This window comes from Serratia sp. 14-2641 (assembly GCF_001692375.1).
GTDB classification, from domain to species: domain Bacteria; phylum Pseudomonadota; class Gammaproteobacteria; order Enterobacterales; family Enterobacteriaceae; genus Chania; species Chania fonticola_C.
The window spans coordinates 267,342-290,292 of record NZ_LXKR01000077.1; the positions used below are offsets into that span (position 1 = coordinate 267,342).

The following is a 22,951-nucleotide window of genomic DNA, read 5'->3' on the forward strand; positions in this document are numbered from 1 at the left end:
GGGCGCGCTATACGGCGCCCCCACCATGTGTTACGTATCCGCCGGGGCAGAGGATTAGCCGACGATCTCGGCCAGGCTCAGCTCTTCAGTGATTTGCTTGACCCAGGCGTCTACACGTTCGTTGGTCAGCTCCGGTTGACGATCTTCGTCAATGGCCAGCCCGACAAAGTGATCATCGTCTGCCAGACCCTTGGAGGCTTCAAAATGGTAGCCTTTGGTTGGCCAGTGGCCGACGATGGCCGCACCGCGTGGTTCAATGATGTCGCGGATGGTGCCCATCGCATCGCAGAAATATTCCGCGTAGTCTTCCTGATCGCCACAGCCAAACAGCGCCACCAGCTTGCCGTTAAAGTCGATGTCTTCCAGCGTCGGGAAGAAATCATCCCAGTCGCACTGGGCTTCGCCGTAGTACCAGGTTGGGATACCGAGCAGCAGGATATCAAACGCTGCCAGATCTTCTTTGCTGCTTTTGGCGATGTCGTGGATTTCTGCCACGTCGTTGCCGAATTTTTGCTGAAGCGTCTTTTGGATCATCTTGGCAATGTTTTCGGTATTGCCAGTGTCGCTGCCAAAGAAAATGCCTACATGAGCCATAGTAAAGATAACCTTTTAATTCAAATGAATGTGTTGCGTAAACGCGGCCTGAGGCGCTGCCAAGGGCAGGCTTGCTCAGCCGTAAATGCGTATCATGCCAGAAATTTGCCCTGAGGTTTTATCGCGTTTATGCGATGCCTCTGCGGAGGTGGAACCGATCTGGCGTCATCCTTAACGCCGTGCCGCGCGTGCGGCAGCAGAGATCAGTGTTCTGGCTGTTCTTCTGCCAGTTGGGCCAACAGCATTTGTTCGATCAATTCGCTGCGGCTGATATTGCGCTGGTCGGCCAGTTTGTTGAGAGCATCTACCGCGTCTGCGTTGATTTTCAGCTCCACACGCCGTAATCCACGCACTTTGTCCCGTCGTAGCTGATTGCGCTTATTAATTCTAAGCTGTTCATCACGGGAAAGCGGGTTGGTTTTCGGGCGCCCTGGACGGCGTTCATCTGCGAACAGATCCAGCGTCGTGCGATCCGTTTGTTCTTTTGCCATTGTTGCGCTACTGCAAGGGAGTTTGCATCAAAAAGCGGTTTACGCTTCCAGACGGTTCGATTTACACAATTCGGGCCAATAAACCCTAACCCAAATTCACCCCCAGCCAAGTGCAGCTTCACACCTGGACAGGGCGGCAAAATTATAGCGCGCCATATTACCCCAGCAGATGGAGCGCCGACAATGCCTAACTTAGCGACAAACGCGCTAAGCTATTCTCTCTAGCGCGTTTTTTCGCCATTTAAGCTCAGGGCTGGTCAATAAAGCGGTGGATTGCCCGTAATACGGCGTCCGGTTTCTCCGCATGGACCCAGTGACCGGAGCCTGCAACCACATAGGCGCGTGCCTGCGGGAACTGGCGGGCGATGTCATCGCGGTAGCTATCCTGCACGTAAGGCGAGAGGCCACCACGGATAAACAGCGTCGGGTGCGGCCAGGGTGGAACCTCTTGCCAGCCGATAATGTTCTCATATTGCTCGATCAACACCGGCAGGTTGAACCGCCAACTACCAGCATGGAAAGATTTCAACAGAAACTGGATCACGCCTTCTTCATCCAGCGTGGCTCGCATGAGCTGCGCAGCCTGCTGACGCTGGGTGATACCCGCATCGGTGACGGCTTGCAGTGCGGTAAAGATCTGGTCATGGCGGCGAGTGTCGTAATCCACCGGGGCGATATCGATCGCCACCAGCCGTTCAATTCGCTCCGGGGCTAGCGCGGTCAACGCCATCGCTGCTTTGCCGCCCATTGAGTGGCCGATTACGATGGCTCGCTCGATTTGCAAGTCGTCTAACAGCGTCAACAGATCCTGCGCCATCGCCGGGTAGGTCATCTCCGCCGCGCGCGGTGACAGCCCGTGATTGCGCAGATCGACCTTGATCACCGTATGCTGCTGGTTCAGATCGCGTGCCAGAACGCCCAGGTTATCCAGATTGCCAAACAGGCCGTGGATCAGCACGATCGGTAGGCTCGCTGGCGTGGCAGCCTCTGCGGCCAATAATTGATAATGTAATTTCATGGTGAAGTTCATGATCTTGAGATAATGAGTTAGGTTAACATGGCTAGAGAGATTATTGGTTGGTCCGCAGAATTTTGCCGATATTTCATGGTATGGTGAGGGCTTGGCGGCCAAGGCGGTTGGCTAAAGTCTGCTTTTGCCGTTTGGGAGAACATTGTAGTGTTCGCACCCGCGCTTTTAACCTTATAATCCCATGGCTTGAATGCACCAATTGGCTTCAGGTTCATAAGTAGAAAAAACGTACTGGATAAAGATGAAAACTATTGAAGTCGACGAAGAACTTTACCGTTATATTGCCAGCCACACGCAACATATCGGTGAAAGTGCGTCTGATATTTTACGGCGTATGTTGAAGTTTACCGCAGGACAGCCTGTGCGCACGGCTCCTGTGGTTGCCAGTGGCCAGGCAGAGCCGTCAGCGGCTGCCGTTGCAGCACAGCGCCCACGCGATCGCGTGCGTGCGGTGCGCGAGCTGCTGCTATCGGACGAATATGCCGAACAGAGCAAAGCTGTAAATCGTTTTATGCTGGTACTTTCCACCTTGTACACCCTCGATGCGGCGGGCTTTGCCGCGGCAACGGATTCGTTGCATGGCCGTACCCGTACCTATTTTGCTGGCGATCAGCAAACGCTGTTGGCCAACGGAACGCATACCAAGCCCAAGCATGTGCCAGGTACGCCTTACTGGGTGATCACCAATACCAACACCGGCCGCAAACGCAGCATGATCGAACACATCATGCAGGCCATGCAGTTCCCAGCGGAACTGATCGAGAAAGTTTGCGGCACCGTCTAATTTAGCGAACAGCCCGTCACGGTGGCCGTAAGCGACTCATTGCCCGGCCACAGTACTGGCATTTTAGGGAGTAGTCGATGGCTAATGACCCACGTGCCGGGCAACCCGCTCAGCAAAGTGATTTGATCAACGTAGCCCAGCTGACGTCGCAGTATTATGTGCTGCAACCAGAGGCCGGTAATGCTGCACATGCGGTGAAATTCGGTACCTCAGGGCATCGTGGCAGCGCGCTTCGTCAGAGCTTTAACGAAGCACATATCCTGGCGATTGCTCAGGCCATTGCCGAAGTGCGTCGTCAACAGGGCACCACTGGCCCTTGCTACGTGGGTAAAGACACCCATGCGCTGTCCGAACCCGCCTTTATTTCCGTGCTGGAAGTGCTGACCGCCAACGGCGTTGACGTGGTGGTGCAGGAAAATAACGGCTTTACGCCAACCCCTGCCGTGTCACACGCTATCTTGTGCTTCAACCGCAAAGGGGGCGCGCAGGCAGACGGCATCGTGATTACGCCTTCGCATAACCCACCTGAAGACGGCGGCATCAAATATAACCCGCCAAACGGTGGCCCAGCCGATACCAACCTGACTTCCGTGATTGAAAAGCGTGCCAACGAACTGCTGAGCCTCAAGCTGCAGGGCGTACAGCGTCAATCGCTGGATAAAGCCTGGACTGGCGGCCATCTGCATGCGCAGGATTTGGTGCAGCCTTACGTGGAAGGGCTGGTGGACATCGTCGATATGCCAGCCATTCAGCGTGCGGGCCTGAAACTGGGCGTAGACCCGCTTGGCGGTTCCGGCATTGCCTACTGGCAGCGGATTGCCGAGCACTATAAGCTGGATCTGACGTTGGTGAATGACTCCATCGATCAGACCTTCCGCTTTATGCACCTCGACCATGACGGCATCATCCGCATGGACTGCTCGTCCGAATCGGCAATGGCGGGCCTGCTGGCCCTGCGCGACAAGTTCGATCTGGCGTTTGCCAACGATCCGGACTATGACCGCCACGGTATCGTCACGCCTGCGGGCCTGATGAACCCGAACCACTACCTGGCCGTTGCCATCAATTACCTGTTCCAGCATCGCCCGCAATGGGGTGCCAACGTTGCCGTGGGTAAAACGCTGGTTTCCAGCGCGATGATTGACCGCGTAGTGGCCGATCTGGGCCGCAAGCTGGTGGAAGTGCCGGTCGGTTTCAAATGGTTTGTTGACGGCCTGTTCGACGGTAGCTTCGGCTTCGGCGGCGAAGAGAGCGCCGGGGCTTCGTTCCTGCGCTTCGATGGTACGCCTTGGTCTACCGATAAAGACGGCATCATCATGTGCCTGCTGGCGGCAGAGATCACCGCGGTCACCGGTGAAAACCCGCAGCATCACTATAACGATCTGGCCAAACGCTTCGGCGCGCCAAGCTACAACCGTATCCAGGCTCCGGCAACCTCCGCACAGAAAGCGGCGTTGTCCAAGCTGTCACCGGAAATGGTCAAGGCCAGCACCCTGGCGGGCGATCCTATCACTGCGCGTCTGACGGCAGCTCCGGGTAACGGCGCTTCCATCGGCGGCCTGAAAGTGATGACCGACAACGGCTGGTTTGCCGCTCGCCCATCGGGTACCGAAGAGGCTTACAAGATCTACTGTGAAAGCTTCCTGGGTGCCGAGCACCGCGAGAAGATCGAGCATGAAGCGGTCGAGATCGTCAGCGAAGTGTTAGCTTCAGCCAAGTAATCTCTCCCTCGATAATGAAAAGGCGCTGTTTTTACAGCGCTTTTTTTTATGCCTGTGATTTAGATATATCTAATTTCAGGTTGCCTCTTGCGCATTTAGATATATCGATCTAGATTAGAGCCATCGACGTAGTTTAGATATATCTAAATGCGTCGATGCTCATATCATCAATCAAGAGGTAACAATCATGATGTTTAATCGATTTGCACGTCACCACGACCAGCGGGAAGAGGGGCATTGCCACCACCGCCGTGGCGGTCGTCATCATTTTGCTGGCCGCGGGGAACACGGCCGTGGTGGTGAAGAACAGGGCCGGGGCGGGCGCGGGCGTCATCGCCTGTTTGAGCACGGCGATCTGCGTTTGGTGCTGCTGGCGCTGGTAGAGCGTAAACCTAGCCACGGCTACGAGCTGATCAAGGCTATCGAAGAAGCTTCTTCCGGCCTGTATGTGCCAAGCCCAGGTGTGATTTACCCAACCCTCACGCTGTTGGAAGAACAAGACTTCCTGGAACCCGCGGTGGCTGGCAATGGCCGTAAGAGCTACCAAATTACCGAACTCGGCAAGCAGGAGCTGCAAAAGCATCAGGCGGCCATCGAAGTGATTTTTGCCCGCCTGGCTGGCGCTGGGCGTGACCATCGCCATGAGGGCAATCTGGCCGAAGGGATCTCCGAAGTGATGAATCGCCTGCGCTACCTGCTGCGTGGCAACATGATGCGTGCGGATTTGTCTCAGGAGCAGGTCGGGCGTATCAATCAGGCACTACTGACCGCCGTGGAAGCTATCGAAGCCGAAATGGTATCGCCAAAACAGCCACAGGAGGATAACTGATGCCTGGCCACCGTTTCCGCATTACCGTAGAAGCCCTGACCGATCGTAAAGGCGAACCCGTCGACAAGCCGGAGTTGGTGTTTGAGGTAGAAAATCACGACGATATTCTGGCCATTGTTGAGCGCATTCAAGGGCGAGAGGATCTGAACTTTGGCGAACAGAACAGCGCGGCCTTTGCCGTCGGGCTTAAGTTGTTCTCAGAAGTGATGATAGAAAACCGTAAGCATCCGCTGTTTGAGCCACTGCGTGACTCGTTTAAGGCGTTTATGGTCGGACTGAAAAAGGGGCCAACATCGTCGCAAGATTAAGGCATAAACCGATAGCCGACGCCGGTCTCAGTAAGCAGATGCCTGGGCCGCGCCGGATCGTTTTCCAGCTTTTGCCGCAGATGACCCATATAGATGCGCAGATAGTGGCTGTGTTCGACGTAATTGGGTCCCCAGACGTGGCTGAGTAGCTGCCGTTGGGTGATCACCTTACCGGAGTTGGCCAGCAACTCGGACAGTAAACGGAACTCGATGGGCGTCAGATGCAGATCTTCACCGTTACGCATGACGCTGCGGTTGATCAGATCGACGGTGATATCGGAGAAGCTGACCAACGGGCTTTCCTGTTGGCTATTGGCGTGGCGGCGTAGCGCAACCCGCACCCGAGCCAGCAGTTCACCAATGCCGAACGGCTTGCTCAGATAGTCATCGGCCCCCGCATCCAGCGCGGCAATCTTGTCCTCTTCGGCATGGCGAGCGGAAAGGACAATCACCGGCACGGCGCTCCATTGGCGCAGATCGCGAATGTAGTCCAGCCCGTCGCCATCGGGTAACCCCAAATCAAGAATGACCAGATCCGGCTTGCGCGTGCCGGCTTCTATCAGCCCACGCTGCAGCGTTTCACTTTCAAATACCCGTAACCCTTCGCTCTCCAGCGCGGTGCGCACGAAGCGACGGATCTCTTTCTCGTCTTCCACAATCAGAATGTTAGTCGGCGATGTGGTCACGGGGCCTCTACTCTTTGGTTACAAGTCAAAATCTGCTCCATCCAGTTCGGGTGGCTTTTCCAACGGCAGCATAAAGTGGAAACTGGCCCCGCCTTCGGCGCGGTTCTCCGCCCAGATGCGGCCGCCGTGTACTTCAATAATGGCACGACAAATCGCTAACCCCAAGCCGACGCCGGGGATCGCCGACTCTTTATTGCCGCGGGAGAACTTGTCAAATATCAGTTGGGTTTGTTCCTCCGGGATACCGGGGCCATTATCCCAAACCTCCACTTCCAGCCAGTCCTTTACTGCGTGGGCGCGGATCCCGATGATAGCATCGGCACCAGCATATTTATTGGCATTTTCCACCAGGTTGGTGAACACCCGCTCTAACAGGCTGCCATCACAGTTGATCAACACCATCTCTGGCGGCAATTCCACTTTGATCTCGTGCAATACCAGCAGCGGTTCCAGCATATGCAGCGAGGCCCCAACGATCTCTTCTAGCGATTGCCACTCTTTACGCAGGTTAAAACCACCGGACTGAATGCGTGCCATATCCAGCAGATTGTTTACCAGGCGGGTGGTACTGAGCACCTGCTGGCGGATTTGGCTGGCCTGTGGGGCGTGGCTGGAGCCTTCGGTGGCCAGATCCAGCGTCAGAATTTCTGCCTGACCAAACAGCACGGTAAGCGGAGTCCGCAGATCGTGAGAAAGGGCGGCCAGCAGCGAGTTACGTAGCTGTTCGCGTTCGGCATCCAGCTTGGCCTCTTCGGCACTGCGGGCCAGATGCAGGCGCTCCAGCGCGCTGGCGATCAGCACCGCAAAGGTCTGTAACAGCCGCTGTTGCTCCGGCACCATCAACTGGCGCACATTGTTCGGCTCAATTGCCAGCAGGCCAAAGGTCTGTTTGGAGGTGCTGAGCGGCAGCAGTTGGTACGGCACACCGGGCAGGGTGTCGGTACCGGCCCCGGCGGGCAAACCTTTGCCATAGCTCCAACGGGCGATGGCTTCATCCACCGACAGCAAGCCGCCTTCTTCACCCACCATCTGTTGCAGGGAGCCATCCTCCTGCGGCAGCAGCAGCACGGTTTTGGCCTGGAAGCTGCTGGAGATAAAATGACGGCTGGTTTTGGCAATATCTTCTCTGCTCAACGCCTGGCTGAGCCCACGAGACATCTCATATAAATGGCGCGCCCGTTGTTCGCGATAGCGTGCTACCCGGGCCTGATAACGTACCCCGGCGGTCAGATTACCAATGGTGATACCGACGGTCAGCATCACGGCAAAGGTCAGCAGATATTGCATATCACTGACGGCGAACGACCATTCGGGCTGCACGAAGAACAAATCGAAGCTGGCGACGTTGATGACCGCGGCTAACACCGAAGGCCAGCGGCCAAAGAACAGGGCAACAATCGCTACGCCCAGCAGATAAACCATCACCAGGTTGGCAGAATCGAAGCCTGGCAGTAGCCATTGCGACAGCAGCGTGATGATAGCGCACAAAGCTACGGCGACGGCGCAGCCCCGCAGTTGGAAACGCCATTTTTCGCTAAAGGCGCGATTATCGTGCTCTTTTATCTGCGGCTGCGGCGTATCGTTATCCAGCGCTACAATCACCAGATCGAGATCCGGCCCAAGCTGGCCAAGGCGATCGGCAAAGCTGCCGCGCAGCTTCCAGCGCTGTTCACCCCGGCGGCCAATAATGATTTTGCCCAGGTTATGTTCCCGGGCATAGCGCAGTACCGCGCGTTCTTCAGAAGGATCGGAAAGGGTGGCGGTTTCAGCCCCTAATTCTTGCGCCAGCCGCAACGCGCGCAGGATGGCTCGCCGTTGGTTCTCCGGCAGGCGGTGCAGCTTCGGGGTTTCGACATACACGGCATGCCAGTGGCAACCGAGGCGTGCCGCGAGCCTTGCAGCGATACGCACCAGCTTTTCGCTACCGCTGTTATGGCCGACGCATAACAGGATGCTGTCCCGGGTGTGCCAGACCTTTTCACGCCCCTGGTTATCGCGGAAGGCCCGCATTTGATCGTCAACGCGGTCGGCGGTGCGGCGTAGTGCCAGCTCACGTAGGGCGATCAGGTTACCTTTACGGAAGAAATGCTCGATGGCGCGTTCGGCCTGGCCTGGGATATAGACCTTACCTTCGTTGAGCCGCTGACGTAGATCGTCTGGGGGCAGGTCCACCAACACCACTTCGGTCGCTTCGTCAAACACGTGGTCAGGCACGGTTTCCCTGACCCGTACTCCGGTGATGCCGCCGACGACGTCGTTCAGGCTTTCCAGATGCTGGACGTTAACCGTGGTCAGCACATCGATACCGGCATCCAGCAGTTCGTCCACATCCTGCCAACGTTTGGGATGGCGTGAACCTTGGGCGTTACTGTGCGCCAGCTCATCCATCAGGATCAGGGCCGGATGGCGTGCCAAAGCGGCATCGAGGTCGAACTCTTGCACCTGGCGGCCACGATGTTGGATGCGTTTTGCTGGCAGGATCGACAGTCCTTGCAGCAACGCTGCCGTTTCCTGGCGGCCGTGGGTTTCCACCACGCCAATCAGCACGTCTAGCCCCTGCGCCCGTTGCCGTTGAGCTTCCTGCAACATGGCGTAGGTTTTACCTACCCCGGCGCAGGCCCCGAAGAAGACTTTCAGTTTGCCGCGTGGCTTTTCATTGGCTAACGCCAGCAGGCTGTCTGGGTCGGGGCGTTGCAGTTCGTCATCCACCATCAGAGTTCCTTGTTTACCCATGCAAAGCGGGTTCGGCAATGCCGAACCCTTTATTTAGCTACTTTTTATCACGTCTTCAGTTATTTCAACGCATCCAGCGCCATATTCAGCTTCAGCACGTTGACCACCGATTCCCCCATAAAATTGGGCGTGGCACGATCGGTGTTTTCATCAATCAGTTTGGCAATCTGCTCCTGTGGCAACTGACGTGCGTTGGCGACACGCGCTATCTGGTACTTGGCGGCAGCCAGCGAAATCTGCGGATCCAGGCCACTGCCGGAAGCGGTCAGCAGATCGACCGGGATCGGCCCGCTCATCGCCGGGTTAGCCTGGCGCAGCTGCGTTGCCCGCTCACCGATCGCTTTATCCAGCGCCGGGTTGGTGGCGGCCAGATTACTGCCGCCGGATGCCATCGCATTATAGGCCGAATCGCTGGTGGCAGAAGGACGACCCCAGAAATAACCCGGTTGGGTGAAGTTCTGGCCAATCAACGCCGAGCCGACCGCTTTATCCCCTTGATAGATCAACGAGCCGTTGGCCGCTCCGCTGAACAGCAACTGTGACAGCCCGGTGGTGAGTAATGGGTAAGCGATACCGGTGATCGCCGTCAACAGGATCAGCATAACCAGAGAAGGACGTAAATAAGACATCATAAATTCCTCGTTATCTTAGCCGGCCATATTCAGCGCGGTCAGCAGCAGGTCGATCAGCTTGATACCCACGAACGGTACCAGCAGGCCACCCACACCATACAGCCACAGGTTACGGCGCAGCAGAGCAGCGGCGCTCATTGCTTTGTAACTCACCCCTTTCAACGCCAGTGGGATAAGGAAGACGATCACCAGAGCGTTGAAGATCACCGCCGACATAATCGCCGAGGCGGGGGAGTGCAACTGCATCACGTTCAGCGCATTCAACTGCGGATAGGTTGCCGCGAAGGCCGCCGGGATAATGGCAAAGTACTTCGCCACATCGTTGGCGATACTGAAGGTGGTCAGTGAACCGCGCGTCATCAGCATCTGCTTACCGATATGCACCACTTCGATCAGCTTGGTCGGGTTGGAGTCCAGATCGACCATGTTGCCCGCTTCCTTGGCCGCCTGCGTCCCCGAGTTCATGGCAACCGCCACGTCGGCCTGCGCCAGTGCAGGGGCGTCGTTGGTGCCGTCGCCGGTCATCGCAACCAGGCGTCCTTCCGCCTGATACTGACGGATCAGCGCCAGTTTGGCCTCTGGCGTGGCTTCCGAAAGGAAGTCATCCACACCGGCTTCAGCTGCGATGGCGGCGGCGGTCAGGCGGTTATCCCCGGTGATCATCACCGTCTTGATACCCATCTTGCGCAGTTCGGCAAAGCGTTCTTTAATCCCGCCTTTGACGATGTCTTTCAGCGCCACGACCCCCAGCACGCGTGGCCCTTCGGCGACCACCAACGGCGTACCGCCGGTACGAGCGACGCTTTCAACCAACTCATCTACTGCACGTGGGAAGTGGCCATTGTTGGATTCGACGTGGCGGCGAATGGCGTCCACCGCCCCTTTACGGATCATCCGGTCCTGCACGTTGACGCCGCTCATACGGGTTTGCGCAGAGAAAGGCACGAAGGTGGCATTCAACGCCTGCAAATCACGTTCGCGCAGGTTGAAGCGCTGCTTGGCCAGCACCACGATACTGCGGCCTTCCGGCGTTTCATCGGCTAGCGAAGAGAGTTGGGCGGCATCGGCCAGCTCTTGCTCTTTTACCCCAGGTGCCGGCAGGAATTCGGATGCCTGACGGTTACCGAGGGTGATGGTGCCGGTCTTGTCCAACAGCAGTACGTCAACGTCACCGGCGGCCTCAACGGCGCGCCCGCTGGTGGCAATCACGTTGGCCCCCAGCATGCGGCTCATCCCGGCGACGCCGATAGCGGACAATAGCCCACCGATGGTGGTCGGGATCAGACAGACCAGCAAGGCCACCAACACGGTGATCGACACTATGCTGCCGCTGCCTGCGGCTTCCACGCTGTATTGCGAGTAAGGGAACAGGGTTGCGGTCGCCAGTACGAACACGATAGTCAACGCCACCAGCAAAATGGTCAGCGCCACTTCGTTTGGGGTTTTACGGCGTTTGGCACCTTCGACCATGGCGATCATACGATCGAGGAAGGTTTCCCCTGGGTTAACGCTACACTGCACCACCAGCCAGTCGGACAGAATACGCGTCCCGCCGGTCACGGAGGAGAAGTCACCACCGGATTCACGGATCACCGGTGCAGATTCTCCGGTGATGGCGCTTTCATCGACCGATGCGCCGCCTTCCAGCACTTCGCCATCGCAAGGGATAGTATCGCCAGCTTCTACCAGCACGATATCCCCTTTACGCAGGCTCTCGGCCGAGACTTTCTCGGTGGCACCATCACGCTTAGGCGTGGCGAGTTTCTTCGCCCAACTGGTTTTCTTGGTGCCTTTCAGGCTTTCTGCCTGAGCCTTGCTGCGTCCTTCCGCCAGCGCCTCGGCGAAGTTGGCGAACAGCACGGTAAACCACAGCCACATGGCGATGCTGCCGGTAAAGGCCGCGCTACCTTCGGCGTTGCCTGAAAGCACCGCCAGCCAAATGACTGAAGTCAGGATACTGCCGAGGTACACCACGAACATCACCGGGTTACGCCACTGAACGCGTGGGTCCAGCTTTTTCACCGCATCGATCAGCGCGGTACGCATCAGTGCCGGTTCAAACAGTGCGCGTTGTTTGCGAGTCATCTTGTTCTTCTCTCTGTTATGACTGTTAATTGGCCAACCACAGTTGTAAATGTTCGGCTACCGGGCCTAGCGCCAGCGCTGGGACAAAGGTCAAGGCACCGACCAGCAGGATGGTACCAACCAACAGGCCGATAAACAGTGGCCCGTAGGTTGGCAGCGTGCCGTTACCCGCCGGTTGGCGTTTTTTGACACACAGCGAACCCGCAATGGCCAGCACCGGCAGGATCACCCCGAAGCGGCCAACAAACATCGCCAAGGCCAGCAGCAGGTTGTAGAACGGCGTGTTGACGCTCAGGCCAGCAAAGGCGCTACCGTTGTTGTTGGCTGCCGAAGAGAAGGCATACAGCACTTCACTGAAGCCATGCGCCCCTGGGTTGAGGATGCCAGCACGGCCAGCGTCGGTAGCAATTGCCAACGCGGTGCCCAGCAGTACCAAGGTCGGCGTCACCAGGATTGCCAGCGCGGTCATCTTCATGTCATAAACATCGATCTTCTTGCCGAGATATTCCGGCGTGCGGCCAATCATCAGCCCGGCGATAAACACCGTCAGCAGCACGAACAGCAGCATGCCGTACAGGCCGGAACCGACGCCGCCGAACACGACCTCGCCAATCTGCATCAGCCACATCGGCACCATGCCACCCAGCGCGGTAAAGGAGTCATGCATGGCGTTGACCGCACCGCAGGAGGCCGCAGTGGTCACCACTGAGAACATGCTGCTGGCGAGAATGCCAAAGCGGGACTCTTTACCTTCCATATTGATGTTGCTGCTACTGCCAAGCGCGCTCAGATGCGGGTTGCCAGCCAGTTCAGCGTTCATCACCACGATCACCGCAACGATAAAGATCAGCGCCATGGCCCAGATCAGCGCGTGACCCTGACGGTTTTCACCAGACACCTGACCAAAGGCGAAGCACAGGGCGCAAGGGATCAGGAAGATCGCCAGCATCTGCACAAAGTTGGTCAATACGGTGGGGTTTTCAAACGGATGCGCCGAGTTTGCACCGAAGAAGCCGCCACCGTTGGTGCCGAGCATCTTGATCGCTTCCTGAGAAGCCACTGGCCCCATTGGCAAGGTCTGCTGTGCTCCTTCCAGCGTGGTCACATGCAGGTAAGGCAGGAAGTTCTGCAATGTTCCCTGGCTGACGAAGAACAGCGCGATCAGCAGTGACAGCGGTAGCAGCACATAGAGAGTAATGCGCAGGATATCAATCCAGGCGTTACCGATGGTGGCGCTGGAACGGCGTGCAAAGGCCCGGATCAGGGCAAAGGCAACGGCGATACCGGTGGCGGCAGACAGGAAGTTCTGTACCGTCAATCCGGCCATCTGGCTGAGATAGCTGAGGGTGTTTTCCCCGCTGTAGGCCTGCCAGTTGGTATTGGTGACGAAGCTGACGGCAGTATTGAACGCCAGATCCCAAGATAAACCGGGGAACCCTTGCGGGTTGAGCGGTAAAGAACCCTGTGCCATCAGCAGCACCAACAGCAGCACCAAACCGAGGATATTGAACCACAGGATCGCCAGTGCGTATTGCCACCAGGTCATCTCGGCGGTGTCATTACCACAGCAACGCCAGACGGCTGCTTCCACATGGCGCAGCACCGGTAGCGGCTCTCCCTCGATCAGGCGAGCCATAAAGCTGCCCAGGGGACGGGCCAGCACCAGAAGCACCAGCACAAAGCTGGCGATCAACAAGAAGGCTGAAGCTGCCATCAGAAGTCCTCCGCATTAAACAGGGCATAAACCAGATAGCCCAACAGCAGCAGAACCAACAGCGCACCACCAATAACGCTGAAACTCACGGGACACCTCCAGAGGTGTTGTTTTTGATAGCCTGAGTGTAGGGAGGGCAGTAGAAAGAAGATGAAAAAATAGCGTGGCCGGGTGTAAAAAAAGTATAAAAATGATTGAAATAACGGCAAAAAATGGCGGTTTTATACGCAGCAAGGCGTGAGCGGATGGGGTGTTGGCATAAAAATCCGTTTAACGACCCCGGCAACGCCAAGAAACCACAATGTAACCAATGTTAAGTTAGTTATTAACCTTGATGTAACAAAATTACGTTGTGGAGGCCTTTTTTGTGCTCTTTTTGCGCATTTTGGTGGTCGGATGAGTTGTAAAATTACACCCTGTGCGGTAATATTTTGTTCAGTTTCCAATTGGCCATCATTTATCGTTTTGCATTGCGTCGGGTCCTGACAACCTGGCGCGGATGTTTTTAAGGAGGTTCGTATGTCTAACTACCAAGCCTATCCGTTGCATCGGGTCCTCCTGCGCCGTAGCGCAGTGATTCTGGTCGGTGTTCTTGCCTTGCCGGTGATGCTGTTCCGTGCCGATCGCGCACGTTTTTACAGCTATTTACACCGCGTCTGGTCAAAAACCAGCAATAAACCGGTCTGGCTGCAACAGGCAGAAACGGCGTCCTGCGATTTTTATTAATCCTGGCCCGTTGCAATACTAAGAACCCTCGCCCCTTTGGCGGGGGTTTTTGCGTTTTAAGCCGCAGTAACGCATTAACTCCTCTACACTTCTAGCATTAACCCGTTGGTGGGAGACAAGATATGAGCAACAAGATCCCTATCGGAATCAGCGCTTGCCTGTTGGGCAGTGCGGTGCGTTTCGATGGCGGCCATAAACGCTGCGAATTTGCCGTGGAACAATTGGCGCCCTATGTCACGTTTGAGCCGATTTGTCCCGAAATGGCGATTGGCTTGCCAACGCCACGGCCTGCACTGCGTTTGGTTAAAAACCAACAGCAGACGCGGCTGCTCCACAGCAATGACCCCAATGTAGATCTTACCGAACGGATGCAACAGTTCTCTGAGCTGCGGGTTAGCCAGTTGCAACATTTATGCGGTTACATAGTCTGCGCAAAATCGCCTACTTGCGGAATGGAGCGGGTCAAGCTCTGGGACGAGAACGGCCAGGGGGCGCGTAAAAGTGGCGTTGGGCTGTTTGCCGCCGAACTGCTCCAGCAAATGCCGTGGTTGCCGGTAGAAGAAGACGGTCGTCTGACCGATCCCGTGCTGCGGGAAAACTTTGTTGAACGGGTGTTTGCCCTTTATGAACTGAATATGCTGTGGCGCCAGGGGTTAACTCGTGGCGGGCTGATCGCTTTTCATAGCCGTTATAAACTTTCACTGTTGGCGCATTCACAACCGGAGTACCGGGAGCTGGGGCGTTTCGTCGCGGATATTGAACGCTGGGAGTCGCTGGACGCTTTTGCGGTGGAATATCGCCAGCGCCTGATGAGGCTATTGCAACACAAGGCGACACGGCGCAACCACACCAACGTCTTGATGCATGTTCAGGGTTACTTCCGCCGCCAGCTCAGCAGCTCTCAGCGCCAGGAATTGGCCAGTCTTATCGACCACTATCGCCAGGGCATGCAACCGCTGCTGGCACCGATTACGCTGTTAAAACATTACATGGCCGAATATCCTGATAGCTATCTGGCGCAACAGCGCTATTTTGAGCCCTACCCGGAGGCGCTGCGCCTGCGCTACGGCCATTAACCCGCAAGGAGTGTTATGACCACGCATCTGGTCTGGTTGCGTAACGATCTGCGCATTACGGACAATAAAGCCCTCTCCGCCGCCTGTAGCGATCCGCAAGCCAAGGTAATGGCGGTATTTATCGCTACACCCGCGCAATGGCGGCAGCACAATATGGCACCACGCCAGGCGGCGTTTATTCACGCTAATCTGCTACAGGTACAAGCGGCGCTGGCGGCTCGGGGCATTGAACTGATTTGCCATCAGGGCGACGATTTTGCCGGTTCGGTTAACTGGCTGGTGGAGTTCTGCCAGCGCCAGCAGGTCGCGGCCCTGTTTTACAACCGTCAGTATGAAATCAATGAGCGTCAACGTGACGCCCGCCTTGAGCAGGCGTTGGCCGGGCAGGTGAGCTGCCACAGCTTTGATGATAGCCTGCTGTTGCCCCCCGGCAGCGTGCAAACCGGCAACGGCGAGATGTACAAGGTCTATACGCCCTTTCGCAAAGCCTTTCTCCAGCGGTTGACCGAGTCCGATGTGAGCTCTCTGCCGGCCCCACGCCCGCGTGGGGAAGCCGTTGGTTTTACCGCAGCGGCGGCGTTCGATTATCCCTTGGCTGAAGTGGGAGAGGGCTATCCCGCAGGCGAAGAGGCTGCATTGCACAGGCTGCGTGCTTTCTGCCGCGAGCAGGTGCAAGACTATGCCGCACAGCGCGATTTGCCCGCCATTGCCGGCACCAGCAATCTGTCACCCTATCTGGCTATTGGCGTTATCTCCCCGCGCCAGTGCGTCAACCGTCTGCGCGTCGAGTGCCCTGATGTGCTGGAAGATCCGCAAAGTGGCGCTTTCTGTTGGCTTAATGAGCTGATCTGGCGAGAATTTTATCGTCACCTGATGGTGGCGTATCCTGCGTTATGCAAGCACCGTCCCTTTATCACCTGGACGGATAAGGTATGCTGGCAACGCAACGACGCGGCGTTACTGGCCTGGCAACAGGGCAATACCGGTTACCCGATTGTCGATGCTGCCATGCGTCAGCTCAATCAAACCGGCTGGATGCATAATCGCCTGCGGATGATCGTGGCCAGCTTCCTGGTCAAGGATTTGCTGATCGACTGGCGCGCAGGTGAACAGTATTTCATGTCCCAATTGCTGGATGGCGATCTGGCCGCCAACAACGGTGGCTGGCAGTGGGCCGCCTCTACCGGCACCGATGCCGCACCTTATTTCCGCATCTTTAACCCGACCACTCAGGGCGAACGTTTTGATCCAAAAGGCACTTTTATCCGTAAATGGTTGCCTGAACTGGCGGATGTACCGGACAATGAGCTCCATCAACCCCATCGCTGGGCGGAAAAGCAGCAGCAGGTTCTGAATTATCCGCCGCCGATAGTCCAACACCAGCAGGCTCGGCTGGAGACGTTGGCGGCTTTTGAAGCGGCCAAGCGAGGGGGACTTTAAAGTAACAGCAAGGAGCTTCCTGATGATGAAGAAACTACTGGCCCTGTGCCTGGGCGGCTATTCCGCGTTGGCCGTGGCCGGTTTTGACGTAGTGGCGCTGGGCGTCGACGGTGGCGTCAGCGACGGCAATCTGACTTCTTATCTGATCCGCAGTGATAGCCAGACGCAGTATCTGGCACTGGATGCCGGGACGCTGCTGCCGGGGATTGCCAAAGGGCTGGAAAAGGGCAGTTTTCCTCAGGTCACGCCCGAGCTGGCGGCTCCCTACACCCCACAGGGCTATATCTTCCGTCAACTGATTGGCGGTTACTTCATTAGCCACGGCCATCTGGATCACGTCGCTGGGCTGATCCTCGGTTCACCGGAAGACAGTAAGAAAACCGTTTATGCGCAGGCCGATACCGTATTGACGCTACGCAATCACTATTTTAACTGGAAAGCCTGGCCCAACTTTACCGATGCCGGTAATGGCTCGCGGCTGGGCACTTACCGTTTGCAAACGGTACGCCCGCTGCAGCGTGTCACCCTGGGCCTGACCGGTTTGAGCGGGGTGATGTACCCCCTTAGCCACGATCGCTATCCCTCATCGATGTTGCTGGTGGCCGACCGTGAAGGATCATTTGCCTACTTTGGCGATACCGGGCCGGACGCGCTGGAGCAGTCTCGTAATTTGGATAGCGCCTGGCGCGAGTTGGGGCCGCTGATTGAGCAGAAGAAGCTAAAGGGCATGATTATCGAAGCCTCTTACCCGAACGAGGTGGATGACAAGCACCTGTATGGTCATCTGACCCCGGCCTGGCTACTGAAAGAGCTGAAAAATCTACAGCAGTACAGCGGCGGAGAGGGATCGTTAAAAGATCTGCCGGTGATCATCAGCCACATCAAGCCCAGCTTGAAACAGGGAGAAGATGTGCGTGCTACCATCAAGCAACAGCTGGATCAGGGCAACGATCTGGGGGTGAAATTTATCCTGATGGAACAGGGCGATCGGCAACAATTTTGAATGAGAGTGAGATGACTATGCATAACCTAGATCTGGAACATCTGATCAACAGCGAACTCAACTGTGCGGCCTTCCAGGACTACGCGCCAAATGGCCTACAGGTGGAAGGGCGGGCGCATGTGCAGCGCATTGTGACGGGAGTGACGGCCTGCCAGGCATTGTTGGATGCGGCGGTGGAACATCAGGCGGATGCCATAGTGGTGCATCATGGTTACTTCTGGAAAAACGAAGCACCCGCGGTGCGCGGCATGAAGCGTAACCGGCTGAAAACTCTGCTGAGCAATGATATCAATCTGTATGGCTACCACTTACCGCTGGATGCACACCCGGAACTGGGTAATAACGCGCAGTTGGCAAAGGCGTTGGGCATCCGCATGCTCGGTGAGATCGAGCCTTTGGTGCCGCACGGAGAATTTGAGCAACCGCTCAGTGCAGGTGAACTGCAACAGCGTATCGAAAGCCGTCTTGGCCGCGCGGTACTGCACTGTGGCGATAATGCTCCGCAGGCAATCCGTCGGGTGGCCTGGTGTACCGGTGGCGGCCAGGGATTTATCGACAGCGCTGCGCGATTTGGCGTTGATGCGTTTATCAGCGGAGAGGTTTCTGAGCAAACGATTCATACGGCGCGGGAGATGGGGGTGCACTTTTTTGCCGCCGGCCATCACGCGACGGAACGCGGTGGGATCAAGGCGTTAGGCGAGTGGTTAGCGCAACATCACGGCTTTGACGTCACCTTTATCGATATCCCCAATCCGGCCTGATTTGCCTATGGGTTCGGTAAAACGAACCCTTTAGCGCTGCTAATCCCTTATATTCCCGAAGGTTGCTCTCTTGACAGCCGACGTTACGTCCCGCATAACTGATACGCTTTTCAAATAATAAAATACCCTGTGAACTTCAAGTTGCTACCCAGTGACCCGCTCATTCGTTCGTGAGCGGTCAGTCATGCTGCGGCTTGAAACACGACGAGTATAAGGAGATAGGGGTGCAACGAGCACAATATTACCTGCTAGGGGAACGCGCTGTAGTGCTTGAATTGGCACCCCCGGTGACGCTGCAAAGTCAGCAGCGCATCTGGGCATTGGCAGAAAAGTTAAATCACCACGCTGACGTGCGGGAAGTGGTGCCAGGAATGAATAACCTGACGCTGTTGCTGTATACGCCGCAGGCCGATGCCGAGGCGATGCTGGAACTGCTGCGTCAAGGATGGGAAGGCAACGAAAGTCTGGTGCCAGAGTCCCGTAATGTCGATATCCCGGTGATCTATGGGGGTGAATATGGCCCAGACCTGGATGAGGTGGCGCGCCATACCGGCATGACGCCGCAACAGGTGGTGGAATGCCATTCATCGACCGCGTATGTGGTTTATTTCCTGGGATTCCAACCTGGTTTTACCTATCTGGGAGGGATGCCGGAGCGTCTGGCCACTCCTCGCCGAGCGGAACCGCGTCTGTCTGTTGCTGCGGGTTCTGTGGGGATCGGTGGCGGCCAGACGGGGATCTATCCGCTGGTTACGCCGGGTGGTTGGCAACTGATTGGCCGCACGCCACTGGCGCTGTTTAATCCTAATGAAATGCCGCCGACGCTGCTGCGCCCGGGCGATAACGTGCGCTTTGTACCGCAAAAGGGGGGCGTATGCTGAAGATCTTGCGAGCTGGTATTTACACCACCGTCCAGGACCTGGGGCGTAACGGCTTCCGGCGTTTGGGCATCAGCCAGGGCGGCGCTCTGGATATCCCCGCGCTGAAAATAGCCAACCTGCTGGTGGGCAACCCGGCTGAAGCGGCCGGGTTAGAGATCACGCTGGGGCAATTCAGTGCCGAATTTACCCATAATGGGTGGATTGCGCTGACCGGTGCGGGCTGCGATGCTCAGTTGGACGGCAAATCTTTGTGGACGGGCTGGCGCTATCCGGTAAAAAAAGGCCAGCAACTGACGCTGAAGATGCCTAAACGCGGGATGCGTAGCTATCTGGCGGTGTCTGGTGGCATCAATGTGCCGGAGATGCTGGGCTCACGCAGCACCGATCTGAAAGCGGGCTTTGGTGGATTGGAAGGTCGTCAGTTGAAGGAAGGCGACCTGCTGCCAGCGGGTAAGCCGCAGGCGCTGCCGACTACGGTCATCGGTGTGAAACAGCCGCTGTTCAGCAACCGGATAAGGGTGTTGACCGGGCCGGAGTATGACGAGTTCAGCCAACAGGCGCAGGACGATTTCTGGCGCACTGCTTGGCAGCTCAGTCCGCAGAGTAACCGCATGGGGTATCGCCTGCACGGTGGTAGTGCCCTGACGCGCACCACTGAACGGGAAATGCTCTCCCATGGCCTGATACCTGGCGTCATCCAGGTTCCACACAACGGTCAGCCTATCGTCTTGATGGCCGATGCTCAGACTACCGGGGGATACCCGCGTATTGCCTGCGTGATCGAGGCCGATCTGTTCCACTTGGCGCAGATCCGCCTGGGGGATGCGCTTCACTTTATCCCCTGCACCCTGGCAGAGGCGCAGCGCGCCAAGGCTGAGCAGGATCACTTTATTCAACAGATTGCCTGGGGGGTTAAATGATCGTCGATTTGAATGCCGATCTCGGTGAAGGTTGCGCCAATGACGAAGCGTTGTTGCAGTTGGTCAGCTCGGCCAATATTGCCTGCGGCTTCCATGCCGGGGATGCCCAGACCATGCGCCAATCGGTGCGCTGGGCGTTGCAATACGGTGTGGCGATTGGTGCCCATCCCAGTTTCCCGGATCGGGAAAACTTCGGCCGCACCCGGATGCAGTTACCGGTAGAAACGGTGTATGCCCAAGTGGTGTATCAGTTGGGTGCGCTGGCCGCCATTACCCGTGCTGAAGGCGGCGTGATGGTGCATGTGAAACCGCACGGCATGCTCTACAACCAGGCGGCGGTGGAGCCTGAACTGGCCGAAACCATCGCTCGTGCAGTGTATGCGGTAGATCCTTCGTTACGCTTGGTGGGGTTGGCTGGCAGTGAGCTGATCCGCGCAGGTGAAAAACTGGGGTTGGCGACGCGGCAGGAAGTGTTTGCCGATCGTGGCTATCAGGCCGATGGAACATTGGTACCTCGTGGGCAACCTGGGGCACTGATCGCCAGTGATGAACTGGCATTGCAACAGACGCTGGAAATGGTTCGCCACCAGCGTGTACGAACCATTGAGGGGGGCTGGGCCTCCGTCAAGGCTGAAACCGTTTGCCTGCACGGCGACGGGGAACATGCGCTGGCCTATGCCAGGAAGCTGAGAGAGAGCTTTGCTCAGCAGCAGATTGGCGTCAGCGCCACATAAAAAAATAATGACTACAGCAAACACAACATTGCCCGTAAGACCGAGGGCGACAAGAGGGACGTTAATATGGAACAAGCGGTAAACCTCTGGCCACTGATAGGCATCGCTGCCATCGTGGTTGGATTTGTATTGCGTTTTAACCCGGTGCTGGTGGTGATCGCCGCCGGTATTATCACCGGGCTGGCAGCTTTGATGCCGCTGGATGTCATTTTGGAAAAGCTCGGCGAGGGCTTTCTCAATACCCGTAACCTGCCGCTGATCCTGCTGTTGCCGCTGCCGATTATCGGGCTGTTAGAGCGCCACGGCTTGAAAGAGCGTGCGCAGGCGTGGATTGCCAAAATCAAAAGCGCCACCGCAGGGCGTTTACTGATCGTTTACCTGTTTGTGCGTGAAGTGACGGCGGCAATGGGGCTGACCAGCCTGGGCGGCCAACCTCAGATGGTACGTCCGCTGTTGGCACCGATGGCGGAGGGGGCGACGGAAAACCGCTATGGGGAACTGCCGGAACGTGTGCGCTATCGTCTGCGGGCAATGTCTGCCGCGACCGATAACGTCGGGCTGTTCTTTGGCGAAGACATTTTTGTCGCCTTTGGCGCGATCATCTTTATGCATAATTTTATGCTGGAATCCGGCGGCATTCAGACCGAACCGCTGCACATTGCGCTGTGGGGGATCCCAACGGCGATCTTTGCCTTCCTGATCCACTCGTTCCGTTTGTACCGCATGGACAAGCAACTCAACGCTGAACTGAGCAAACTTAACCAGGCTGCGTTGCAGGCCAAGGGAGAAGGCCAATGATATTCCAACAACAATATCTCTATTGGCTGGCGGGCGCGGTATTACTGATCGTCGCCGCGATGTCGTTTGGCGATAAGGCCAACCCACGTCGTATCTCTACCGGTCTGTTCTGGGCCTTGTATGGATTGATCTTCCTGGTGGGGGATTGGACCTATGGGCTGTTTGGCTCAGGGGCCGAAGCCAAACGTCAACTGCATATCACCGTGGGGGTTCTGGTGGTGGTGATGGCTCTGATCGCCGGTTTTGGCGGTGTGCGTCTTGGCAGCTATCATCAGCGCAGCCAGCAAGAGCGCGAAACCAGTGCTAAACGCTTGGGCAACCGTCTGTTTATCCCGGCGCTGGCGATCCCGGTCGTCACGGTGATCGGTGTGCTGCTGTTCAATAATATCCCGGCCTTGCAACAGGCGGTGTTTGGCAGCGGTAACCACTCCACCTTGATCACGCTGTTCTCCATGACCCTCGGCTGTTTGCTTGGCCTGGTTATTGCGGTGAAGATGACCCGTGAGAAAATGTCGCAGCCAGTGCAGGAAGCTCGTCGTCTGTTGGATTCCATCGGCTGGGCCTTCATCCTGCCGCAGATCCTGGCTACTCTTGGCCTGCTGTTCACCGTTGCGGGCGTTGGTACGGCTATCTCCCACTTAACGCAGGAATACCTGGCGGTAGATAACCGCTTTATCGCCGTAGCGGTGTATGCCATCGGCATGGCCGTGTTGACCATGATCATGGGGAACGCGTTTGCGGCTTTCCCGATTGTCACTGCGGGTATCGGTATTCCGATCCTGGTACTGCAACATGGTGGTAACCCCGCGGTGATGGCGGCTATCGGCATGTTCTCCGGCTATTGCGGCACGTTGATGACGCCAATGGCTGCTAACTTTAATATTGTACCGGCGGCGTTACTGGAGTTGCCGGACAAGAATGCGGTCATCAAGGCGCAGATACCGACCGGGGTCACGTTGCTATTGGTTAACGTATTCCTGCTTTATTTCCTGATGTTCCTCTAGG

Annotated in this window: 23 protein-coding genes; 14 read left to right on the plus strand and 9 right to left on the minus strand. The window is 56.8% G+C overall.

Annotated elements, in window-relative coordinates; genetic code table 11:
* Window positions 1–54 precede the first annotated feature (54 nt).
* From fldA to ybfF, 3 genes are all read right to left on the minus strand, one after another.
* Window positions 55–594, minus strand: coding sequence for a flavodoxin FldA (fldA, locus tag A6U95_RS24805; RefSeq protein ID WP_024483171.1), 540 nt, complete (start codon window positions 592–594; stop codon window positions 55–57).
* Between the two features lie 203 nt (window positions 595–797).
* On the minus strand, window positions 798–1,085 hold the full coding sequence (gene ybfE, locus A6U95_RS24810) for a LexA regulated protein (RefSeq protein ID WP_021805298.1): 288 nt from the start codon (window positions 1,083–1,085) through the stop codon (window positions 798–800).
* A gap of 247 nt (window positions 1,086–1,332) precedes the next feature.
* On the minus strand, window positions 1,333–2,115 hold the full coding sequence (gene ybfF, locus A6U95_RS24815) for an esterase (RefSeq protein ID WP_024483170.1): 783 nt from the start codon (window positions 2,113–2,115) through the stop codon (window positions 1,333–1,335).
* Window positions 2,116–2,356: 241 nt separating this feature from the next.
* Here ybfF and seqA point away from each other — a divergent pair, with 241 nt between their 5' ends.
* The 4 genes from seqA (at window position 2,357) to A6U95_RS24835 (ending at window position 5,757) form a co-directional block, all read left to right on the plus strand.
* Window positions 2,357–2,899 (plus strand): replication initiation negative regulator SeqA, encoded by a 543-nt coding sequence (gene seqA / locus A6U95_RS24820; RefSeq protein ID WP_021805296.1) that lies wholly within the window; start codon window positions 2,357–2,359, stop codon window positions 2,897–2,899.
* Window positions 2,900–2,976: 77 nt separating this feature from the next.
* Window positions 2,977–4,620, plus strand: coding sequence for a phosphoglucomutase (alpha-D-glucose-1,6-bisphosphate-dependent) (gene pgm / locus A6U95_RS24825; protein WP_065686427.1), 1,644 nt, complete (start codon window positions 2,977–2,979; stop codon window positions 4,618–4,620).
* Between the two features lie 187 nt (window positions 4,621–4,807).
* Window positions 4,808–5,449, plus strand: coding sequence for a PadR family transcriptional regulator (locus A6U95_RS24830; RefSeq protein WP_139102457.1), 642 nt, complete (start codon window positions 4,808–4,810; stop codon window positions 5,447–5,449).
* Complete coding sequence (locus A6U95_RS24835; protein WP_065686428.1) at window positions 5,449–5,757, plus strand: DUF3861 domain-containing protein; 309 nt, start codon at window positions 5,449–5,451, stop codon at window positions 5,755–5,757. Before A6U95_RS24830 ends, A6U95_RS24835 begins: the two co-directional genes overlap by 1 nt.
* Here the strand turns inward: A6U95_RS24835 and kdpE are convergent.
* The 6 genes from kdpE to A6U95_RS24865 all read right to left on the minus strand — a co-directional run bounded on the left by kdpE (window position 5,754) and on the right by A6U95_RS24865 (window position 13,696).
* A complete protein-coding gene (gene kdpE / locus A6U95_RS24840; RefSeq protein ID WP_065686429.1) occupies window positions 5,754–6,443 on the minus strand; it encodes a two-component system response regulator KdpE in 690 nt (229 codons plus the stop codon). The two genes, A6U95_RS24835 and kdpE, sit on opposite strands and share 4 nt — an antisense overlap.
* Before the next feature lie 18 nt (window positions 6,444–6,461).
* Window positions 6,462–9,155, minus strand: a complete 2,694-nt coding sequence (gene kdpD, locus A6U95_RS24845) for a two-component system sensor histidine kinase KdpD (RefSeq protein ID WP_065686430.1) — start codon at window positions 9,153–9,155, stop codon at window positions 6,462–6,464.
* 80 nt (window positions 9,156–9,235) lie between these two features.
* Complete coding sequence (gene kdpC / locus A6U95_RS24850) at window positions 9,236–9,805, minus strand: potassium-transporting ATPase subunit KdpC (protein ID WP_065686431.1); 570 nt, start codon at window positions 9,803–9,805, stop codon at window positions 9,236–9,238.
* Between the two features lie 18 nt (window positions 9,806–9,823).
* Complete coding sequence (kdpB, locus tag A6U95_RS24855; protein ID WP_024529332.1) at window positions 9,824–11,893, minus strand: potassium-transporting ATPase subunit KdpB; 2,070 nt, start codon at window positions 11,891–11,893, stop codon at window positions 9,824–9,826.
* A 25-nt stretch (window positions 11,894–11,918) separates the two neighbouring features.
* Window positions 11,919–13,607 carry a potassium-transporting ATPase subunit KdpA gene (gene kdpA, locus A6U95_RS24860; RefSeq protein WP_065686432.1) on the minus strand — a complete coding sequence of 563 codons (1,689 nt, stop codon included), beginning with the start codon at window positions 13,605–13,607 and terminating at the stop codon, window positions 11,919–11,921.
* On the minus strand, window positions 13,607–13,696 hold the full coding sequence (locus A6U95_RS24865; protein WP_037375124.1) for a K(+)-transporting ATPase subunit F: 90 nt from the start codon (window positions 13,694–13,696) through the stop codon (window positions 13,607–13,609). Before A6U95_RS24865 ends, kdpA begins: the two co-directional genes overlap by 1 nt.
* Window positions 13,697–14,126: 430 nt before the next feature.
* On the opposite strand from A6U95_RS24865, the gene A6U95_RS24870 reads away from it, so the two are divergent.
* The 10 genes from A6U95_RS24870 to A6U95_RS24915 all read left to right on the plus strand — a co-directional run bounded on the left by A6U95_RS24870 (window position 14,127) and on the right by A6U95_RS24915 (window position 22,950).
* Complete coding sequence (locus tag A6U95_RS24870) at window positions 14,127–14,333, plus strand: YbfA family protein (protein WP_024529334.1); 207 nt, start codon at window positions 14,127–14,129, stop codon at window positions 14,331–14,333.
* Between the two features lie 122 nt (window positions 14,334–14,455).
* Window positions 14,456–15,409: a 2-thiouracil desulfurase family protein gene (locus A6U95_RS24875; protein WP_065686433.1), complete on the plus strand. Its 954-nt coding sequence runs from the start codon at window positions 14,456–14,458 to the stop codon at window positions 15,407–15,409.
* A 15-nt stretch (window positions 15,410–15,424) separates the two neighbouring features.
* Window positions 15,425–16,849 (plus strand): deoxyribodipyrimidine photo-lyase, encoded by a 1,425-nt coding sequence (gene phrB / locus A6U95_RS24880; protein WP_065686434.1) that lies wholly within the window; start codon window positions 15,425–15,427, stop codon window positions 16,847–16,849.
* 22 nt (window positions 16,850–16,871) lie between these two features.
* Entirely contained in the window at window positions 16,872–17,852 is a 981-nt protein-coding gene (locus A6U95_RS24885; protein ID WP_065686435.1) for an MBL fold metallo-hydrolase, read from the plus strand.
* A gap of 17 nt (window positions 17,853–17,869) precedes the next feature.
* Window positions 17,870–18,613, plus strand: a complete 744-nt coding sequence (locus A6U95_RS24890) for a type 2 GTP cyclohydrolase I (RefSeq protein ID WP_065686484.1) — start codon at window positions 17,870–17,872, stop codon at window positions 18,611–18,613.
* 224 nt (window positions 18,614–18,837) lie between these two features.
* Window positions 18,838–19,494 carry a 5-oxoprolinase subunit PxpB gene (gene pxpB, locus A6U95_RS24895; protein ID WP_074423402.1) on the plus strand — a complete coding sequence of 219 codons (657 nt, stop codon included), beginning with the start codon at window positions 18,838–18,840 and terminating at the stop codon, window positions 19,492–19,494.
* Window positions 19,488–20,414: a 5-oxoprolinase subunit PxpC gene (gene pxpC / locus A6U95_RS24900; RefSeq protein WP_024529340.1), complete on the plus strand. Its 927-nt coding sequence runs from the start codon at window positions 19,488–19,490 to the stop codon at window positions 20,412–20,414. Before pxpB ends, pxpC begins: the two co-directional genes overlap by 7 nt.
* Window positions 20,411–21,148 (plus strand): 5-oxoprolinase subunit PxpA, encoded by a 738-nt coding sequence (pxpA, locus tag A6U95_RS24905; protein WP_065686436.1) that lies wholly within the window; start codon window positions 20,411–20,413, stop codon window positions 21,146–21,148. Before pxpC ends, pxpA begins: the two co-directional genes overlap by 4 nt.
* A gap of 66 nt (window positions 21,149–21,214) precedes the next feature.
* Window positions 21,215–21,946 carry a DUF969 domain-containing protein gene (locus A6U95_RS24910; RefSeq protein ID WP_021805279.1) on the plus strand — a complete coding sequence of 244 codons (732 nt, stop codon included), beginning with the start codon at window positions 21,215–21,217 and terminating at the stop codon, window positions 21,944–21,946.
* Complete coding sequence (locus tag A6U95_RS24915; RefSeq protein WP_024483152.1) at window positions 21,943–22,950, plus strand: DUF979 domain-containing protein; 1,008 nt, start codon at window positions 21,943–21,945, stop codon at window positions 22,948–22,950. Before A6U95_RS24910 ends, A6U95_RS24915 begins: the two co-directional genes overlap by 4 nt.
* Window position 22,951: the final 1 nt, after the last annotated feature.

What these genes read in the sequence shown, in the direction of transcription:
- A6U95_RS24830 (WP_139102457.1), top strand. Translation starts at nt 4,808, where the DNA reads ATGATGTTTAATCGATTTGCACGTCACCACGACCAGCGGGAAGAGGGG.
- seqA (WP_021805296.1), top strand. Translation starts at nt 2,357, where the DNA reads ATGAAAACTATTGAAGTCGACGAAGAACTTTACCGTTATATTGCCAGC.
- kdpB (WP_024529332.1), bottom strand. Translation starts at nt 11,893, where the DNA reads ATGACTCGCAAACAACGCGCACTGTTTGAACCGGCACTGATGCGTACC.
- kdpD (WP_065686430.1), bottom strand. Translation starts at nt 9,155, where the DNA reads ATGGTGGATGACGAACTGCAACGCCCCGACCCAGACAGCCTGCTGGCG.
- A6U95_RS24910 (WP_021805279.1), top strand. Translation starts at nt 21,215, where the DNA reads ATGGAACAAGCGGTAAACCTCTGGCCACTGATAGGCATCGCTGCCATC.
- kdpC (WP_065686431.1), bottom strand. Translation starts at nt 9,805, where the DNA reads ATGTCTTATTTACGTCCTTCTCTGGTTATGCTGATCCTGTTGACGGCG.
- pxpC (WP_024529340.1), top strand. Translation starts at nt 19,488, where the DNA reads ATGCTGAAGATCTTGCGAGCTGGTATTTACACCACCGTCCAGGACCTG.
- kdpA (WP_065686432.1), bottom strand. Translation starts at nt 13,607, where the DNA reads ATGGCAGCTTCAGCCTTCTTGTTGATCGCCAGCTTTGTGCTGGTGCTT.
- fldA (WP_024483171.1), bottom strand. Translation starts at nt 594, where the DNA reads ATGGCTCATGTAGGCATTTTCTTTGGCAGCGACACTGGCAATACCGAA.
- A6U95_RS24875 (WP_065686433.1), top strand. Translation starts at nt 14,456, where the DNA reads ATGAGCAACAAGATCCCTATCGGAATCAGCGCTTGCCTGTTGGGCAGT.
- ybfF (WP_024483170.1), bottom strand. Translation starts at nt 2,115, where the DNA reads ATGAACTTCACCATGAAATTACATTATCAATTATTGGCCGCAGAGGCT.
- A6U95_RS24870 (WP_024529334.1), top strand. Translation starts at nt 14,127, where the DNA reads ATGTCTAACTACCAAGCCTATCCGTTGCATCGGGTCCTCCTGCGCCGT.
- A6U95_RS24890 (WP_065686484.1), top strand. Translation starts at nt 17,870, where the DNA reads ATGCATAACCTAGATCTGGAACATCTGATCAACAGCGAACTCAACTGT.
- pgm (WP_065686427.1), top strand. Translation starts at nt 2,977, where the DNA reads ATGGCTAATGACCCACGTGCCGGGCAACCCGCTCAGCAAAGTGATTTG.
- A6U95_RS24835 (WP_065686428.1), top strand. Translation starts at nt 5,449, where the DNA reads ATGCCTGGCCACCGTTTCCGCATTACCGTAGAAGCCCTGACCGATCGT.
- phrB (WP_065686434.1), top strand. Translation starts at nt 15,425, where the DNA reads ATGACCACGCATCTGGTCTGGTTGCGTAACGATCTGCGCATTACGGAC.
- A6U95_RS24915 (WP_024483152.1), top strand. Translation starts at nt 21,943, where the DNA reads ATGATATTCCAACAACAATATCTCTATTGGCTGGCGGGCGCGGTATTA.
- ybfE (WP_021805298.1), bottom strand. Translation starts at nt 1,085, where the DNA reads ATGGCAAAAGAACAAACGGATCGCACGACGCTGGATCTGTTCGCAGAT.
- pxpA (WP_065686436.1), top strand. Translation starts at nt 20,411, where the DNA reads ATGATCGTCGATTTGAATGCCGATCTCGGTGAAGGTTGCGCCAATGAC.
- A6U95_RS24885 (WP_065686435.1), top strand. Translation starts at nt 16,872, where the DNA reads ATGATGAAGAAACTACTGGCCCTGTGCCTGGGCGGCTATTCCGCGTTG.